This is a genomic window from Streptomyces sp. NPDC031340 (assembly GCF_055569945.1).
The window spans coordinates 20,781-38,851 of sequence record NZ_JBVIIE010000055.1 but is presented as its reverse complement, the minus strand read 5'-3'; the positions used below and the strand labels follow the sequence as shown (position 1 = coordinate 38,851).

Sequence of the window (18,071 nt, the reverse complement as noted above, 5' to 3'; positions counted from 1 at the left end):
TAGGGGCGCGTAACATGCTGGACAACTAGAGTTGCCGATGCTGCAACAGAAAGGGGTTTATCGTGGCACGTCCGACGTCAGGGCTGCGCCGGGACACCGATCTCCTCGAAGTCCTCGCGGGCCAGGAAGCCCACACCCAGGGCGGTCTGGGGGTGACCCGGATCGCGGAGATCGCCGGACGTGAGAAGAGCCAGGTCTCCCGCGCCCTGGCCAACCTCGCGGAGGAAGGCCTGGTGGACCGGGATCCGGACACCCAGGCCTACCGGATCGGCTGGCGGTTCTACGCCCTGGCCGCCCGCACCGGCGAGGCCAGGCTGGCCTACGTCGCGAAACCCTTCCTGCGCCGGCTCGTCGCGCAGATCTACGAGACCGTCCACCTCTGCGTGCTTCGCGGCAACGGCGTCCTGACCCTGGTCAGCGAGTCGTCCACGCACGCCTTCCGCAGCCTGGGCTGGGAAGGCGTCATGGTCCCCGCCCTGCACACCTCGGCCGGCCGGGTCCTGGTGTCCGACTGGGAAGAGCCCGTGCTGCGCGCGTGGTTCCCCGAGAAGCAGTTCGCCGACATGCCCGCCAGCCAGCGCATCCGTACCATCGACGACCTGCTGGAGGAGATCCAGGCCATCCGCTCCCGCGGCTACGCCACGGCGGACGAGGAGTTCGAAGCCGGACTCGTCGGCGTCTCCGCGCCGGTCCGCGACCACCACGGACGCGTGATCGCGGCGATCAACATGGGCGCCCCCAAGGGCAGGATGGGGCAGCGGCTCGACGCGGCCGGACGGACCACCGCCCGCTGCGCCCTGGAACTGTCCCGCGCCCTGGGCTACGAGAGCACCAACGGCCACACGGGAGCGCCCCACACACCTCCTCTCCCCTCCCTCCGCGCGAACACCCAGCCGCCCAGGCATGGCTGACGAGACGTCAGATGGTTACGGCCCCGTCGTCGACGCGGAGCCGTGGCCCTCTCGCACCCTCTCGCCGGGCGCCGGGGCCGCGCCGGTGATCCGGCACGGCCCCCCAACTCGCGCTCCGGTCAGCCGGAGGCGAGGCGGTTCTTCAGCCCCTGCCCATAGGCGGTCGGGGTGCCGCTGTAGTCGGTGATGAGCGACGGGCCGGAACTGCAGTCCCAGGTGTTCCAGGTCCAGCCCAGGTAGCTGAGGCTGCGGGCGTCCAGCCAGTTCATCAGGGTGTCGATGTAGCCGTGCGCGCAGTCGTTCTCGCCGATCTCACCCACCACCAGCGGGTACTTGGCGGCGACCGGCGCGATCTGGGAGTCCCAGCAGCTCTGCGTGTTGCAGTAGTTGAAGTTGTACGAGTGCCAGGAAGCGGCGAGCTTCCCGGCGGAGTCGGAGGGCGCGTAGGTCAGCCACTGCGACAGGTCGTTGGAGAAGCTGATGCCGCCGACCATGACGTAGTTGGTGGCCCCGGTGGACCGCACGGCGTTGACCAGGGTCTGCATGCCGGCGACCGTGTAGCTGAAGCCGGTGCACGCCGAGCCGCCGTCGCGCCAGCACTTCCACGAGGCGTTGTAGTCGGACATCACCATGTTCGGGAAGGGCTCGTTGAACAGGTCGAAGAGCACACCCTGGTCGCTCTTGAAGGTGCCGGCCACCGACTTCCAGAAGGCCGGGGCGTGGTCGTTGTCGGGCATGGGCTTCTGGCACTGCGAGGCGTACGTCGAGCAGTTGGAGCCGGAGCCGGTGTAGACGCCGCTGCTCCAGTGCAGTTCGAGGATGACGTACAGCCCGGCCGAGCGGAGCCGGGAGACGAAGCCGGAGATGGCGGTGCGGTAATTGGTGCCGCTGTACGCGGAGTTGACGCCGTTGATGCCGAGCCAGCAGTCCTCGTTGAGCGGCACCCGGACGGTATTGGCGCGCCAGCTCGTGATGGCCTGGATCGAGGCGGCGTCGGAGGGCCCGTCGAAGATGCCCCTGTTCTGCACGCACATGAACTCGGTACCTGAGCGGTTGACTCCGCGCAGCCGAGCGGGCAGCGCGGCGGCGGCCGCGGCGGCGGTCTGCCCGGAGACGGACGTCCCCTGCGGCGTCAACTGCGCTGCCGACACCGCGCCCGGCACGAGCAGGGCGCCGACCAGGCCCAGCAGTAGGACGAGAACACCCGCGGCCCAGCGGCTCCTCGCGGTCGAGCGGCGATCTCTCATCGTGTCTCCCGATGGTGTGTGGGGAGCGTGGGGCGCGTCCCGTTGAACACCCCACGCGTGGACGATCGGGGGCGGGCCGGCTCAGCGGACGCGGCGGCCGTGCGCGCCGCGCGGCCCCGCAGCAGGCCCGCCGTGCAACGGAGTTGACGGGACCGTCGGTCCCGGTGAAGCGACTCCGTCGTGGTCCGCGCCGCGGCTCACACGGTCATCGCCGTTCCCGGGAGGCGTAGCCGCCGTCCGGCCACCGACGGCCTGACAACGTTGTCCGAGCTGCTGGGGAGCAGAGCCACGGATACCTCCGGATTTCGGGTGGGAGCAGCACTCGGGCCGACGACGCACAGGGGTGAGCGCGACCCGTCCACGGTGCGGACGCGGAGCCGATGGAAGCACTGATCCGGTTCAGAGGTCAACAGCTCTGACATCACTACTGACTTAGCAGCTGGGGAATTCGTTTTGCTAAACCGCTTTAGTCAGTCGCTCGCGATGGTCCGTCAGCGGAGCCGGCGGCGCGGCCAGACCGCGAGGACCGGACGAGGACGTCTGGTCGGGCTGCGTGCGATGGATCCAGCGGCGGGCCGAAGCGCCGACCGGGCATGTCCGGCCCTGGTGAGCGACGGCCAGAGCCCGCTCCGGGCCGGGGTCGGCCCTCGCCGTTGCCGAGGGCCCTGCTCTGCCGGCGAGCGAAGCACCGGTGCCCTCGCTCAGAGCTGCAACGGCACCAGAATCCGCAGGCGTTGCAGCTCGGCGATGTGCTCCGCCGCGCGTCGCGGTGCTTCCCCACCGGTGATCAACACACCGGCTTCGATGTTGCGCCGGGCCGCGGACTCGGTCAGGTTGGCGCTGCCGAGGAAGAGGGTGTGGCGGTCGGCGACCGCGAGCTTCGCGTGCTGGCGTGATCCGGCCTGTCGGACCGGGTCACGGGCCCACGCCCACAGGCTCAGTCCGGGCACCGACGTGAACGCGTCGGCTGGCTCCCTTCCCGAGAGAAGCCCGCCGGCGCCGGCCAGGGTCTCGACCACGATGTGCGTCCGCACACCCCGGTCCGCGGCCTGGGTCAGTGCCTGTGTCAGGGCGGCGTAGGGACGCGCCGCGTACGTCATGGCCAGCAGTTCATGTCGAGCCGCGTTGATGACTTCGACGAGCACCTGGGCGGTGGCGCGGACGGGTACGGCAGGAGTAGAGGGTCCGCTCCACACCGTGCGGACCCGGACCATGTCCCGCGCCCGGTGCAGGGCGGCGACGTACCCGCGCAGATAGGCAGCCGCCTCGGCCGGCGGCACCGAATCCGACTCCATCGCGTCGCAGAGCCGCGCCACGGCCTCGCCGACCCGCGGTGTCGCCAGTTCGGTCAGTATTCGTTCCCTGGATCGCGCCTGGGCGAGCAGCCCGACGAGGTCCTTGCTGCGGGAAAGGCCGAGGACCGCGACGGCCGCCTCGGCCGCGGCCTCGAACTCGGGTCGGCTCACGGCAGCAGGACGGTCGGCGTCAGCACCGCTTCCTTGTCCCCGGCCAGGGGGACCAGGAACCGACGGTCCAGGAACCGGTTGCCGCGTTCGCACGTCGTCTCCGACACGAACAGGCAGACGTGACACGCGGCTCCGTGCAGGAAGTCCGCCGGGTCGTGCGGCAGGCGCTCGGCGCAGAGCGGATCGGCCGAGCAGTGGCCGGCGTCGGTCAGGGCCCGGCGCACGATCCGGTCGAATTCGCGCTCCTCGGCCAGGGAGACCAGACCGCCCAGCGTGCCCTCGGAGTCCGGAACCGCGGTGTAGATGAGGATGCCCGTCCTGGGGTTCTGTTCGTCTCCCGCGTAGATCCGTTCGGCGAGCGAGGCCGAGTTGTAGCCGCATTCCAGGGCGATGGCGCGGATCAGCAGGTGGGAGAGGGTGTGCAGGGCGATGTACCGTGATCCGGGCCAGCCGTAGTGAGGGTCGAAGTCGCCCTTCTTCCGGTCCGACCTCCGGTTCTCGCGGAATCGTGCGTACGCCTCTCGGTGCGCCTCCATCTGCGGCGACTTCTCCATGCGGGCGGCCCATTCGGCCATCAGATCGTCCCGCACGCGCAGGAATACACCCTCACCGCGCACCTCACTCGCCGGCACCCAGTCCCGGGCACCGCGGGACAGTTCGACGCGCGTGGCGATCTCGGGGGATTCCGGGTCGGGCGCGTCGAGCCGGGTGAAACCGATCAGTGCCCGCGCTTCGCGCAGCCGCTCGACCTGCCTGATGTCGGCGAAGAACTCGCCCAGCCGGGGCGGCACCGGGACCTGCCGTAGTGCGAAGTCGTCGCTGGGAGTGGGGACGGGGCCGGAGAGGGCGTCCCATTCCGGCCCGAAGAGGTCGGCTTGCACATCGGGCGCGGACGGAGCCGGCCCGGCCGTCCCCTGCTTGCGCGCCGCGATGGCCGCGACCACCGCGTCGGCGTCGAACTCCTGCAGAAATGCGAACTTGGGCATGCGCGCCATGAAGTCGAACTGTCCTCGCTCCTCGATGAGTTGGATGTCGGGCCAGTGGTCGTCGAGGAGCTTGTCGACGTCCCCGCCCTGCGCCTTGGGCAGGGCCAGGGCGCTGAGCGTGAGCGGGAACCACTGGTTGGAGGCGCCCGCCACCATCAGGACCGGTTCCTGCGCACAGCCGTTCGACTCGAAGGTGCCCAGGTGCGGGTGGCGTCCGCGGCACGCGGGCAGGTTGCGGCGGCCCCGCTCGCCCATGGCCTCCCGGATGTTGCGCTTCACGCCGCAGGCGACGCATTCGATGGTGACATTGGCGGCCTGGTTGCCGCCGTGGTCCTTCATGCGCAGTTTCGGGCGCACGGTCTTGCCACAGGCCTGCCCGTGGTGGACATACGCGGTGTACGGGAACTCGTCGAGATGGCCGGCCGTGCAGACGAGGGTGAAGCGCGCGGCGACGGCGAGCGGCTTGCCCCGCTTGCAGTCGTGGACGAACTTCGCCTCGTGCGGTGTCCGTGCGTTGGAGTTGACGAAGGCGAACTCACCGGAGTCGATGGCGGCCAGCACGTTGCACGCGGTGCAGCGCAGCCACTGCGGGAAGGGCATGACGGGCACGCCGACTCCCTGAGCCGCCCAGCCCTTGGGGTCCGAGTCGGCGCCTTCGAGCCAGGGAGCGGCACGCAACTGCTCGACCTGTCCGCGTCCGTAGCGCTGGAGGGCGCGGTTGACGGCGGCGCGGAGCCGGGGCTCGTCGATGTCGTAGTCGGTGACGCCGGAGTGGCTCCAGGCATCGATGCCCCGGATGAGGACGGAGAAGTTGGGCAGGTCGACCAGGGCGCCGACACCGGCGGTGAACATGAGGTGGCTCGGCCGTACCGCACCGACCCTGCGGTTGCCATGGTTGCTCATCGCTGTGCCTTCCTGACCACGTCAGCCGTGACGGGACCGTACTCGTCGCTGTCCACGGTGATCACCGCGTCGGGGTCGGGGTCGGTCCCGGAGACGCCGAACGACCATTCGGGACCGGTACCGGAGGGTTCTTCCAGGAACGCGCCGCCGCCGGGCAGGAGGAGGTTGATCTCGTTCTCCGTCTCACGCATCGACATTCCGACGGTGAGTTCGGTCCACCGGGACCCGTCCGCCCGCCTCAGCAGTCCGTTCACGACGGTCGTCTTGTGCTTTTCCTTGCGGTAGCCGAGCGCCGAACTGCTCTCGTCCCGCTTGCGGCGCCATTCGTCCTTCAGCCGGTCCAGCCGTTCGCTGAGGTACTGGCGCGACCGGTCGCCTCCGACTCGCTCGGCCCGTTCCAGGAACCGCCGTTCGACATCCTGCGCCAGCGGTCCGTCGAGGTCCACGTGGTGGGCGTCGAGGTTGCGGGAGGTGTCGTAGGCCGCGTGCCGCAGGGCGGCGACGTAGGTGGCGGCGACGCCCCGGTCGAGGGCGCGGCGGGTGTACGGGGTGACGGAGAGTGCTTCCACCTGGCGGTAGAAAGTGGCGTGATAGTGCTCGAAGTCCTCGTAGTGCGCGAGGTCGCGGGGGCGCGACCAGTTGTAGAGGGTCACCACCAGGCCCGGGCGTCCGGCATCACGGCCGACCCGGGAGGAGGCCTGGATGTACTCGGCGGTGTTCTTGGGCTGGCCGACGACCAGCATCAGGCCGAAGCGGGAGACGTCGACACCGACCTGCAGCATGGAGGTGGCGAGGACCACGTCGACGGCCTGCCGGACGCTCGGCGTCATCGACGCGCGGGGCTCGCGCTTCTCCTTCATGGCGGCCGCGTACTCGCGGATGAAGGCCCGCCGTCGAACCGAGGTGTCACGCTCGGGGTCGAACTCGATTTCCAGCCGCTTCAGCGCGGCCCCGATGTCGGCCGAGGAGATACGGGAGGTCAGCTCCTGGATGCTCAGCATCCCCGCTTTGCTGACGATGCGCTCCGAGAGCGTGTCCTGTCCCTTGCGGCTGCCGTTGGAGCGCACCCGAGTGGTGATGTCGTCGTCCATGTACCGTCGCATGCCGGCGAGTTCGCGGGTCGCGTTGAAGTAGCCGACAAGAGTCATGTACGGGTCCGCGGGCCTGCCGTAGTCGTCGAAGAGCTGCTGTGCCGCGAGCAGCAGGATCTCCGCGACGCGGATCTCGGCGGCCTTCAGCCGCGTGCCGTGCGCGCATACGCCGAGGTAGCGCCGCCCGGGGTTCTCTCGGCTCAGCTTCACCTGCCGGGAGAAGAACGTGTCGCCGACGTCCAGTACCTGGGGCGGGAAGACGGCGACATCGCGGCCGAAGACGCCGCGCACCTGGTCGGCGGCCCGCTTGGTGGTCGCGGTGGACGCGACGATCTTGGGGCCGGTCTCCTGGCGCCGTCCGTGGGCGTCGGTGAAGCTCCACGTGCACAACTGGTCGACGGCGGCCTCGAAGAGGCCCACGGTGGTGCCGAGGGCTCCGGAGATGAGATGCAGCTCGTCCTGGATGATCAGGTCCGGCGGCCGCAGGCGGGTGACCGGCTGGGCTGTGACACGAGGCAGGTCGCCCTTCGCGTTGTGCCGGCTGCCGCAGCCGGTCTTGGCGTCCAGGTCGTCATGACGGTAACCGTGGCGGGGGCAGAGCTCGGTGACCCTGCCGAACAGCAGGCCCGCGTAGCCGTTCCACGGCAGCTGGGCGAACTTGTCGACCGTGGCGATCAGCAGCGAGGGCGCCAGCCGGTAGATCTCCTCGTCGACGGTGAGCACCGGAATGCCCTCTCCGAGCGCGTCGCGACGGGAGAACGGGCAGCGGTCCTCTCCCTCGCCGCGCGGGCAGTACAGCAGGATCCTGCGGCGGCCTTCGTCGTACTCCATGTTGGAGCGGGCGGTCAGTCCGCTGCCGCACCAGGGGCAGGTGAGGACCTGGAGAACGCGGGCGTGCTTGTCACTGGCGCTCTCCTTGGCCTCGGCGATCTGTTCCTTCGCCTCGTCGAACCAGTTCGGCGAGACGGAGGTGCCCACCCACAGTCCGATACGGAAGGGAGTGGCTCCCCAGCGCCGGTCCCCGGCGAACTCCTCGCGACGCAACACCTCGCAGGCGCTCACCAGCGCGGCGGCACGCTGGAACTGCTGAGCCGTCAGCAGCCGCAGGGTGTAGCGCATGAGCACCCCCACCCCGGCCTCGCCGCTGCGGGCGTCGGCTCCCGAGCCGATCGTCCCCTGAAGGCGCCTGAGCGCGAAGGTGTAGGCGGCGAGGCCGAGATACGCCTCGGTCTTGCCGCCGCCGGTGGGGAAGAACAGCAGGTCGACGAGGGCACTGCGGCCGGTGCCGCGGTGCGGGTGCCCGGGCTGGGTGAGAGAGGCGAGGTTCAGCAGCACGAAGGCGAGCTGGAACGGACGCCAACTGGCCGCCTCCTTGCCCTTGCCGTAGACCTGCTCCCGGGCTTCCCGATAGGAGACGGGGTCGTTCTCACGGCCCGCGCGGGCCGCCGCGACGGCGGTGTTGCGCCGCTGCAGGGCCATGGCCCGGTTGGCGAACCGGAAGGCCGTCAGGGCGGTGTCGTCGGCCACGAGCCGGTCGATGCCGAGGGTGATGCGGTCACAGACCTCGAGTGCCTGCTCGATCGCGGCCTCGGCCGATTCCCGCAGGTCGTCGGGGAGCGAACGGGCGGCGCGGCGTTGCTGTTCCAGCCAGGTGCCGTACCCGTCGGCCAGCGGGGCGAGGGCGGCGCTGAGTTCGGACCTGCGGTCAGGCACGGCCAGCGCGGCCAGTTCATCCATGCCCAGTTCCAGGCCCTGGAGCAGGTCCTGTTCCTCGAGTGTCGGTGCGGTCGTGGCCCTCACGTCGTACCCGGGGAGCCAGACGGTGGTCAGGCGGTGGGCGTTGCGCTCGCCGTCGCGGACGTGTGCGTGGACGGCCACGTTGCGGCCCTTGGCGTGGCTGAGGCTGTCGCGGTAGAGGAGGCGAAGCCGCCGTTCCTCCGGGTCCTCGGGTGCCTTGCCGGGGCCGGACGCGTCGAGGGGGTCATCGACCGGCAGGAACACCGCGGCCTGGTCGTCGGGAAAGGCGGTGACGTCGACCTCCGTCTGGAAGAGCCAGTTGGCGTCGCGGGCGTCACGGCTGTCCGGCTGCCGGTTCACCAGGGCCAGCTCGACTATGCGCAGGTCCTCGGCGCCCGTACGGCCGGTGTGCCGGCGCACCTGGACGTCCAGGATCACGGCTTCCCCGTCGAGTTCGACGGCACGGTCGGCCCCGCCGGTCACGTCGATGTCCACCAGCCGCTCGACGGGCTCACGTGACCAGACCCTGCGGGTCGTCCCCCGCTCGGTGGCTTCCTCCGACTGCGTGTAGCGCCCCCAGCGGACGGTGGCGGTGAGGGTGCCGACGGAGGCCGGGACGGTGAAGGACAAGCCCATGGAGGAGGCCCAGATGTGCCCGGCGGCCTGCGGGCTCAGCCGTTCCTGCAAGTCGCTGTCATCACCTTCCTGTTCGTCGCCGGACTCGCCGTCCGCGCTCTGCGCGGCCGCACGGGCGATACGATCGGTGGTGACCGCCTCGGGGCGCGGACCGAGCATGCCGACGAGATACCGGTCGCGTGGCCCGGACGAGGCACTGGGCAGGGTCTCCGTCTCACCGTCCCAGGGCCCCAGCAGATCCCGGCGGATGTATGTCACGAGTGCGTCCCGGACCGCGTAGGAATCCCCCGCGCGGAACGTCTGGGGAACCTCGTCGAGCGGGTGTGGGACAGCGGCCTGGGCAGGCTGGGCCGGCATGCGGTGGGTCCTTTCGGACTGGTCCGTGGAAGCGCGGGCGTGCGCCGTCGGTGTGACAGCACCAAAATATAGGTCGTTGACTCAGTTCACACAACGAGTATCGGCAGCCTCGTCCCTCGGTATCCCGGTCAGTCTCTAGTCTGGTGCTCGCCAGCCGCCCGCAAGTGACCCGAGGACGCCCATGCCCCGCCTCGCTCTCTCCGACGACTTCGTCGCGGATCTGATCTCTCTGCAGAGACCGGTCCAGAAGGAGGTCAACGACGCCATCCAGATGTTCCGGAGCATGACCGTGCCTCAGTTGCACGCCAGCAAGGGGATGCACCTGGAGAAGCTCGAAGGAGCGCGCGACCCGCGGATCCGTACGATCCGGATCACCAGGTTCTACCGGGGTGTTCTTCTCGCCCCGGACGACGGGAGCGAGTTGTACACGCTGCTGCGGGTCGCCGCGCACGACGAGGCGATCAACTGGGCCTGCAAGCGCGCCTACTCGGTCAACGGCGCCACCGGCGGACTGGAAGTGCGCAATGTCGAGGCGCTCGAACAGATGGAGACCTACTTCGAGACGAAGGCGGTCGAGACCCCGACCCGTCTGTTCGCCCGGCACTCCGACACGGTGCTGCGCGACCTGGGCGTCGACGAGCAGGTCCTGCGGCTGGCGCGGGTGTGCGTCACGGCCGACGACCTGACGGTCATGGCTCCGCCGATGATGCCCGCGGACCAGTACGAGGTGCTGGAGTACCTGGCGGCCGGTTATTCGCCCGAGGACGTCTGGGAGCAGTTGATCGCTCCGCGCGGGCAGACGGTACGCTCGGCCGAGGACCGCCCGGCCGTCACCCTCAGCGAGGCGATCCTCAACACGCCCAACCGCATGGTGGAGGTCACCGGTCCCGGTGAGCTGGAGCGGATCCTCACCGAGGACTTCACCCGCTGGCGCGTCTTCCTGCACCCCGCCCAGCGCCGGTACGCCTACCACCCCGGCTTCAACGGACCGGCTCAGGTGACGGGCGGCCCGGGCACCGGCAAGACCGTCGTCGCACTGCACCGGGTGCGGCATCTGCTGCGCTCGGGAGGCGAGGGCGACCGGATCCTGCTCACCACGTTCACCAACGCCATGGCGGCAGCCCTGCGGGACAGCCTGGCCCTGCTGCTCGGCGACGCCGACGCCCACCTCCTCGGCCGGGTCGACGTCACCACGGTCGACTCGCTGGCCGCCCGCGTCATACGGGAGTCACGGGGCAGCTCTCCGAAGCCGTTGTCGGCGGCAGCGGAGAAAAGCGCCTGGACCCGTGCCGCCGCGCGTGAGGAACTGCCGTGGTCGGAGCGCTTCCTGTCCCAGGAGTTCCGCAACGTCGTCCTGGCCCAGGGCCTGCGGACTCCCGAGGAGTACCTGCGGTGCGTGCGCAAGGGGCGCGGCACACAGGTGGGACGGGTGCAACGGGCGCGCCTGTGGCGGGTCATGGAACGGTTCACCAAGGACCTGGCCTCGCGCGACTCGGCGACGTACACGATGCTCTGCGACCAGGCCGCCCGGATCCTGGCCGACGAGGGGCCCCGCTACCGTCATGTCGTCATCGACGAGGCGCAGGACCTGCACCCGGCCCAGTGGCGGGTCCTGCGCGCCGCCGTCGCCGAACAGGGCGACGACCTGTTCCTCGTCGGCGACCCCCACCAGCGCATCTACGACTGCCGGGTCTCGCTCCGCTCGCTGGGCGTTCACGTGCGCGGGCGCACGTCCCGGCTGCGCGTCAACTACCGCAGTACGGAGGAGATCCTGCGCTGGTCGGCGTCGCTCCTGGACGGTCAGCCGGTGGGCCGGCTCGGTGAGGACGACGACGATGACGGCGGCCGTGACTCGCTGCGGGGCTACCGGTCCGAGTTGCACGGCCGCGTACCGGCGGCCCGGGGCCACGCCAGCCAGGACGACGAGCTGCGCGCTCTGGTGGAACAGATCCGCGTCTGGGTGGACCAGGACGGCGTCAAGCCCTCCGAGGTGGCGGTGTGCGCCCGGTTCAACACGCTGGTCGACGCCGTCATCGCGCGGCTGCGCCGGGAGGGCGTCCCGGCGGTCGCGGTCAGGGACGACCCGGGGCCGGAGGTGTCGGGTGTCCGGGTGGCGACGATGCACGCGATGAAGGGACTGGAGTTCCGCTGCGTGGCCGTCGTGGGTGTGACGTCGAACGTGCTTCCCTTCGCGCCGCAGGTGACACCGGCCGACGAGGACGCCGTACAGCACCGTTCCGATCTGCTGGCCGAGCACTGTCTGCTCTTCGTGGCCTGCACCCGGGCACGTGACGCGCTGGCCATCTCATGGAGCGGAGAGCGGAGCCATCTGCTGGACCCGGTCGCCGGCTGAGACGCATCAGGCCCTGTCACCCGGACCGTGCGGTACGCGTGACAGGGCCGGCTGCTGTCGGCGTGCTCAGACCCGGATCTCCCGCACGGTGACCGTGCGGGTCTTGCCCTGGGACGCGTCGTAGGAGATCTCGCGGCCGGCGGGCTGCCACATCAGCGCATGCCCCAGGGGAGACGACGGGGAGACGATGTCCGCCTCCGCGGTGGGCAGTTCGGCGATGGTGTACAGGGTGTCCTCGTCGATGTCGCCGTCGAACTCCAGGACCAGCAGCGAGCCCGGGATCACGACGTCCGGGACAGCTCCTTCGCGGCCGACGCCGACGGCGTCGAGGAACGTCCGCAGAAACGCGAGGCGCTTCGTGCGCCGGTCACGCTGGTCGGCCTGGGTCTTCCTGAGGAAGACGAGCTGCGCCGGTTCCGCCCCGGCGGGGGTCTCGTCGGAAGCGTCGAGGGCCGCCTGCAACTGCTGCACCTCGCGCACGAGCCGCTGGAACGCCGCCGCGGGTATGTCCCGGACCGGGAGGGGGACCCGCCCGGCGGAGGTGAGCGCCGTCCGAGGACCCGCCGACCGGGCCGGAGCGTCCGCGGACGGTCCGGTGGCAGCGTCGGCCTGCGAGACGACCGCGGGCGGCTGCTGGGCAGCGGGCGTCGTCTCCCGGACCGGACCACGCGGTGACACGCGCGGGTCCGCGGGATGCGGCGCGGTGAGCGTGTCGGGGGCGGGGGTGATCCCGGTGCTCGCGTCGGGGGCGGCAGGAGCCGGGGGCACCACGTCAGTGACGGCAGTCGTCACGGGCACCACGCCCGGCACGGCGGTGCTCACTGCCACGGCGCCGGGGACGGCGGTGGCCGTGGTCGGCGTGTCCTCGCCGCCCGACTCCTCGTTCTGCTCCTCGCTCTGCCGCTCGGTCGACGCCGCCCCGTCGGCCGGCTCGGCACCTGCGCCTCCCGTGCCGGCCGCGCTGCCGGGCTCCTCGGCTCCCCGCGCCGGCTCGATGCCCAGGCGTTCCAGCTCGGCCCACAGTGGCGCCAGCGCCTGCTCGCGGTCGAGGTGGAACCTGCTCCCCCGGATCCGGACGAACGTCCAGTCGACGCGCTCCAGGTCGCGCTGTCTGGCGGCCGCGGTGGAGGCGTCCTCGCCCTCGGCGAAGGCGTCACCGTCGCAGGCGACCGCGAGCCGGCGCGTGCCGCCCTCCACGACCAGGTCGATGGTGTGGCGGCCCACCCGGTATCCCGGCCGGACCCGGTAGCCCCGCGCGGTCAGCTCCAGGTACACCTTCTGCTGGAACAGGCTGTCGAACGCTTCGTGTCTGACGTCGGGCAGGACCTCGCCCTCGATCGCGACGGCGTCCTCCTCCGCCGGCCGGGCGAGGTGGTCGAGCCACCGCCTGCGCAGGTCGTTCTCGTGGAACTGCCCGGCGCGCGCGCTGTGGAACACCCACACCTGGTCCTGGGCGCGGGAAGCCGCCACGTTGATCCGCTGCTCGTAGGTCTTGCCGTTGAAGCCGCCGGGGACGGAACCGGCCGCGGTGGACGGCGAGTTGACGCACGAGATGAACATGACGTGCCGCTCGTCGCCCTGGAAGTCCTCGGCGTCGCCGACGCGGATGCGCCGCGCCTCGCGCTGCTCGTAGTCGACGCGCTCGGCGAGCAGGTTCTCCAGCTCCGTGAGGTGGGCCTTGGCGCCACGGAGGCTGATGACGCCCATGGTCTTCCCGTCGTAGGCGGGGTCGGCGCAGCAGCGCACGATCGCGTCGACGAGCGCCTCGGCCTCGGCGGGGTTGGCCAGCCGGGAGTTGGCGCCGAGCGCCTCGCCGTGTTCGACGTGCACGGTGCGCACCGGGGGCAGCCGGTCGGCGCCGTACTGCCGCAGCGGCAGCAGGTCACGGTTGTAGCAGAGGTCGTTGGAGAAGGAGATGATCTCCGGCATGCACCGGAAGTGCTCCTTGAGCATGAGCGTGCCGCGGCCCGCCGAGAGCGCTTCGGTGAGGTCGAAGAAGCTGGACTCGGGGCCGAAGAGGCTGCGGACGTCCGGCTCCAGCGCGGTGAGCAGACGGTCCCTGAGGTGGAAGTACTCGTCCTGCTTGAGTCCGACGTTGGACGGGCTGACCTGCTTGCTGTCGCCGACGACGACCATCCGGTCGGCGAGCCAGCTCAGCAGCATGGCCTCCAGGCCCGACTGGCTGGCCTCGTCGACGATGACGACGTCGAACATGCCGGGCCGGTCCATGGGCACCGTCTCGGCGACCTGGTGCAGCGGCATGATCCAGGCCGGCACGGCCGTCTGTGCCTTGCGCAGGGCGGCCTGCGCGTCACGCCGGTAGCGGTGCTGGTACTTGCCCTTGATCCGCCGGGCGGCCTGCTGGTAGGCGCTGAGTGCCCGGGACTGGTCGCCCGTGAGCAGGCCGAGGCAGCGGTGCCAGGCGCGGGCGGCGGCGAGCCGGGCGAGCATGATGCGGGCCTCGTCGTCGGCCTCGGTCAGCCGCGTGCGCAGGGCGCGCTCGGCGTCGGGGTCGGTGAGCCGTTCCATGCGCTCGCGCCACGCGGACCAGGCCCACGCCTCGGCGAGGGAGGGCAGCCGGGTGTCCCAGGCGGTGTCCTCGTGCGTGGCGGTGATCCGCTCGGCGAGGGCCGAAAAGGCCTCGCTCACACGGGTGAGCGCGGCGTGCTGTTCGGCCCGCAGCCGGGTGGCCTCGCGCACCTCGGCCATCTCGTCGCTGAAGGAGCGGTAGCGGTCGGGGTCCCGGTCGCGCACGGCGTCGAGGGCGCGTACGACCGCGGGTGCGACACCGGGCCGGTCGCTCCAGGCCCGCAGCAGTTCCTCGGCGTCGGCGATGACCTTGCGGGACTGTTCGGCGGCGCGCAGGGTGGTCGCCGCCCGCAGCAGGGCGCGTACGGCGTTCTCGACGGGCGCGTCGTGCCAGGTGGCGACGGCGAGCGACGGCGAGGTGGCCGCGGCGGTCAGGACATCGGTGCGCGCGGCGGTGACGGCGAGCAGCGCGTCCAGCACCTCGGCGTCCTGACGCAGCCGGGCGAGGCGCGGGCCGTGTCCGTGCCAGGCGGAGGCGGGAGTGCCCCATTCGGACTCCACCTGGGCCAGGCGCAGTTCGAGCTGCACACGGGCGAGGACGACGGCCGCCGTCGGGACGTCCTCGGGGCTGCGTCCGTCGACCCGTACCGCCTCCACGAACGCGCCGACCGCTTTCGCCAGCTTGGAGCGCATGCCGAGGGGCCCGCGCAGCTTCTGGCCCTGGCCGAGTCCGTCGTGCAGGGCGGTGGCCTGGGCGAGCGCGGTGGCCGGGGCGTACTGCTCCAGGCCGCTGACCATGGCCGTGCCCAGCGTGGCGAGGGAGGCTTCGACGGCCGCCAGCGTCTCGGTGACGGCGGACCGGCGGCTGCGGGCCTGCCAGTCCTGGCCCTCGGTCACCTGCTTCAGGAGCGCTGTCGCCCAGTCGCCGGCCGGTGCGGCGAGTGACGCGGCGCGGGCCCGGGCGGCGGAGAACGCGTCCAGTGCCGCGGACAGCCGCTGCTGTTCGGTCTCGTTGAGGCTCCGTACGGCCGTGTCGTACTCCGCGCACAGCGGGTCCTGGCGTGCGGCGGCGTGTGCGTCCTCGGCCGACCGTACGACCCGCACGGCTTCCTCGAAGTCACCGGGTGCCGGCAGCTCGGACGGGCCGGGCACATCGGCCGCGAGCGCCTGGTGGTGCGGGGTGTACGCACAGGTGGCGTGCAGCAGTCGCAGGGCGTCGTCGGCGCCTAGGGCGGGCTGCTCCTGCGGGACCGGGCCGAGCCAGTCGTGTCGTGCCGTCTCCGCGGTGAGGCGCTCGGCGATCTCCTGGAGGCTGCCGCTGTAGTCGCCGATCTCGGCTTCGAAGCGGTGGGTCTCCTGCTGGCGGAGCACCGCGAGGTCGCGCAGCATTGCCTGCTGGGCGGCGCGGGCCTTGGCGAGGCGTGCCTGCAGGGTCTTGATCTCCTTGGCGGAGGCCTTCTCGTCGTAGCCGGCGTACTCCCTGAGGATCCTGGTCACGGACGCCTCCAGCTCCCGCTGGGCGGCGGCGCCGTCCTCGGTGCGGCTCACGCACAGGTCGCGGACGGACTCCGGCAGCTTGTCCCGCAGCACGCGCAGGGCGCGCGGGGTGTGGCTGGTGATGAGAACCCGCTTGCCCTGGGCGAGCAGGTCCGTGACGAGGTTGGCGATGGTGTGCGTCTTGCCGGTACCGGGCGGGCCCTGGACGACGACGAGCCGGTTGGCGCGCAGGCGTTCGGCGATGGTGCGCTGCTCCTCGTTGGCGGGGAGCGCGAAGTACATCTCGGCGCTGTCGTTCGCCGGGTCGTTGCCGTCCCCCTCCGCCGCGGCGAGGTCTCGCGCGGTGAGGGCGCCGTCCCGGCCCGCGATGTAGCTGAGCAGTTCGGTGGGCGGGGTGCCGGCGTCGATCTGCCGGGCGATGGCCTTGAGGGCGTCCATGGTCGAGCGGCGGCTGCGTTCCCGCAGCACGAGGGCGGGGGTGAGTCCCACCTGCGGGACCTCGAGGCTGCGCGGCTTGGCGCGTTCCACGGTCGGCGCGTAGCTTCCGGCGCTGTGCGCGGCGTTGACCCAGCTGCGCAGGGCGGTGTGTACGGCGTCGAGGTGCTGGGGGTCCGTCACGTCCGAGGCGCCTTCCAGCAGCTGGACGATCTCCTCCCGCACGGGGCCGGGCACGTGCTGGGCGCCCTCGAGCATGCCTTCCTCGAGTTCCAGGCCGGCGCCGGTCGGGTCGGGGGTGGCGGTGAGGGTGCCGGTGGACGGGTCGAGGTGGAGGTTGGCCCGGTGGGTGACGAGGTGCCGTTCCACCCGCTGCCCCGTGGTCGTCTGCCAGGTCAGCCGGCCCAGGCCGAGCACGAGTTCGTAGGCCTCACCGAGGTTGGCGGCGTCCTCGTGCATCTTGTGCAGCCGGTCGTACAGCCGGACGAGGGGGTCGATCGCGCGGCGCCGCTCCGCCCAGGCGAGCCATTCCTGTTCCCAGGCCGCGTACAGCTTCTCGATCTTCTCCCGCTGGGGGTGCTCTTCCAGCTCGTGGTAGGTCTTGTCGAGCGGGATGCCGTGCGACCAGTCGGGGAACTCCGGTTCGATGCGCCGGCGCAGGTGCGGAGCGCGGGTCTGCTTGAAGTCGCGGATGCGGGTGTCGTCCAGCCAGGGGGCAAGCAGCGCGTCGGGGTGGGGGGCGTCCTCGCGTTCGGGGCGGGCCACGGTCAGCCAGGCCGGTTCATCGGTGCCGAGCACGCCGTCGATCATCACCTGGACGCCGTCGTCGTCCGGCAGTTCGTCGAACCACACGGTGCCGGCCGCGCCGTCGAGCGTGCGCACCGGGCGCGTCTTCGACTCCTCCGCCTCGGCGAGGAACCGGAAGATCTGCCGCACTCGTGCGGCGTCGAGTTCGTCGGCGGACATATGGGGCGCGGGGGCCTGCGTGACCTGGCGCGGGGGGCCGGCCGGCTGGTCGGGTACGGCGTCGAGCGTGGCGTCGCGCACGGGCTCGGCTCCCGAGTCTGCCGGTAGGCGAGAGGTCGACACCGTGGCCGTGGCCGTGGTGAAAGTGACGCTCTCGCGGCCATGGTCACGCGGAAAACGGACCTCGACGTCCAACTCGTCGGTGGTACCGGCAGGGATGCTGTAGGCCCAGGTCGCGGAGATCCTGCGTCCCGCGCGCAGGGTTCCCTCCAGCTCGTCGTCGAGCACATCACTGCGGTAGTCCTGCACCTGACGGGCCGTCTTGCCGTACGGCCCGCCGCGCACCAGCAGGGTGATGCCGTCCACGTCGACGGGCCGTCCGGTGCCGTTGCTGAGGTGCAAGGTGCAGCGCACCAGGTCGTCACCCGGCCGGTGGCCGTGGCTGTCGTCGGGGTCGGCCAGTTCGTACGGCGCGACCTCGTCCACCCGTACGTACAGGCCGTCGTCGTACTGGAAGACGGAACCGACCGATCGCAGACCGTCACCCAGCACGCTCTCGTCCTGACTCACACGCCCCACCCCACTGGATACCGAGGGCCACCTGGTGACCCGTTCAGCGACATCACGCCCGGCCACCTCAAGCTGGCCACAAGGCGCCCCCCGGCGCGCAAAACTTGAGTGTGAACTGAGCACACGCAGCGAGGGTATCAGCAACGCCGACGCCTCACACGACCCCAGAAGCTCACCGATCCACTACGCCACCGACGGCGACTTCCCGACATCTCCGAGCTCCCCACAGCGACCCACGGCGACCACTGAAGATCATTGACTTAGTTCACGAAAAGCATCAACATGTCACCGGCGCCACGCACAAGATCTCGTGTGGGTCGAGGGCCGCGGCATCACACTGCCGCGCCGTCCCCCCCCGACGAGACGATGCCGCACGTCTCGTCGGGC

7 protein-coding genes are annotated in these 18,071 nt (G+C 71.0%); 2 read left to right on the top strand and 5 right to left on the bottom strand.

The genetic code is table 11. From position 1 onward, the window contains the following. Positions 1 to 62 precede the first annotated feature (62 nt). Positions 63 to 911, top strand: a complete 849-nt coding sequence (locus tag ACZ5GT_RS32440; RefSeq protein WP_469033445.1) for an IclR family transcriptional regulator — start codon at positions 63 to 65, stop codon at positions 909 to 911. Between the two features lie 119 nt (positions 912 to 1,030). Here ACZ5GT_RS32440 and ACZ5GT_RS32435 read toward each other — a convergent pair whose 3' ends face one another. From ACZ5GT_RS32435 to drmA, 4 genes are all read right to left on the bottom strand, one after another. Beyond that, complete coding sequence (locus tag ACZ5GT_RS32435) at positions 1,031 to 2,158, bottom strand: glycoside hydrolase family 5 protein (RefSeq protein ID WP_469033442.1); 1,128 nt, start codon at positions 2,156 to 2,158, stop codon at positions 1,031 to 1,033. A 701-nt stretch (positions 2,159 to 2,859) separates the two neighbouring features. Next, positions 2,860 to 3,624, bottom strand: coding sequence for a DISARM system phospholipase D-like protein DrmC (drmC, locus tag ACZ5GT_RS32430; RefSeq protein ID WP_469033440.1), 765 nt, complete (start codon positions 3,622 to 3,624; stop codon positions 2,860 to 2,862). Next, complete coding sequence (gene drmB, locus ACZ5GT_RS32425; protein ID WP_469033439.1) at positions 3,621 to 5,513, bottom strand: DrmB family protein; 1,893 nt, start codon at positions 5,511 to 5,513, stop codon at positions 3,621 to 3,623. Before drmB ends, drmC begins: the two co-directional genes overlap by 4 nt. Continuing rightward, a complete protein-coding gene (drmA, locus tag ACZ5GT_RS32420; RefSeq protein ID WP_469033436.1) occupies positions 5,510 to 9,334 on the bottom strand; it encodes a DISARM system helicase DrmA in 3,825 nt (1,274 codons plus the stop codon). The genes drmB and drmA overlap by 4 nt, the downstream gene beginning before the upstream one ends. A gap of 181 nt (positions 9,335 to 9,515) precedes the next feature. Between drmA and ACZ5GT_RS32415 the strand changes: the two genes are divergently transcribed. Then, positions 9,516 to 11,687 carry a UvrD-helicase domain-containing protein gene (locus ACZ5GT_RS32415; protein WP_469033434.1) on the top strand — a complete coding sequence of 724 codons (2,172 nt, stop codon included), beginning with the start codon at positions 9,516 to 9,518 and terminating at the stop codon, positions 11,685 to 11,687. Positions 11,688 to 11,753: 66 nt separating this feature from the next. Here ACZ5GT_RS32415 and ACZ5GT_RS32410 read toward each other — a convergent pair whose 3' ends face one another. Continuing rightward, on the bottom strand, positions 11,754 to 17,684 hold the full coding sequence (locus ACZ5GT_RS32410) for an AAA domain-containing protein (RefSeq protein ID WP_469033433.1): 5,931 nt from the start codon (positions 17,682 to 17,684) through the stop codon (positions 11,754 to 11,756). Between the last annotated feature and the right edge of the window lie 387 nt (positions 17,685 to 18,071).

Excerpts from the sequence above, each read along its gene's own strand:
- ACZ5GT_RS32415 (WP_469033434.1), top strand. The coding sequence starts at position 9,516 with ATGCCCCGCCTCGCTCTCTCCGACGACTTCGTCGCGGATCTGATCTCT.
- ACZ5GT_RS32435 (WP_469033442.1), bottom strand. The coding sequence starts at position 2,158 with ATGAGAGATCGCCGCTCGACCGCGAGGAGCCGCTGGGCCGCGGGTGTT.
- drmB (WP_469033439.1), bottom strand. The coding sequence starts at position 5,513 with ATGAGCAACCATGGCAACCGCAGGGTCGGTGCGGTACGGCCGAGCCAC.
- drmA (WP_469033436.1), bottom strand. The coding sequence starts at position 9,334 with ATGCCGGCCCAGCCTGCCCAGGCCGCTGTCCCACACCCGCTCGACGAG.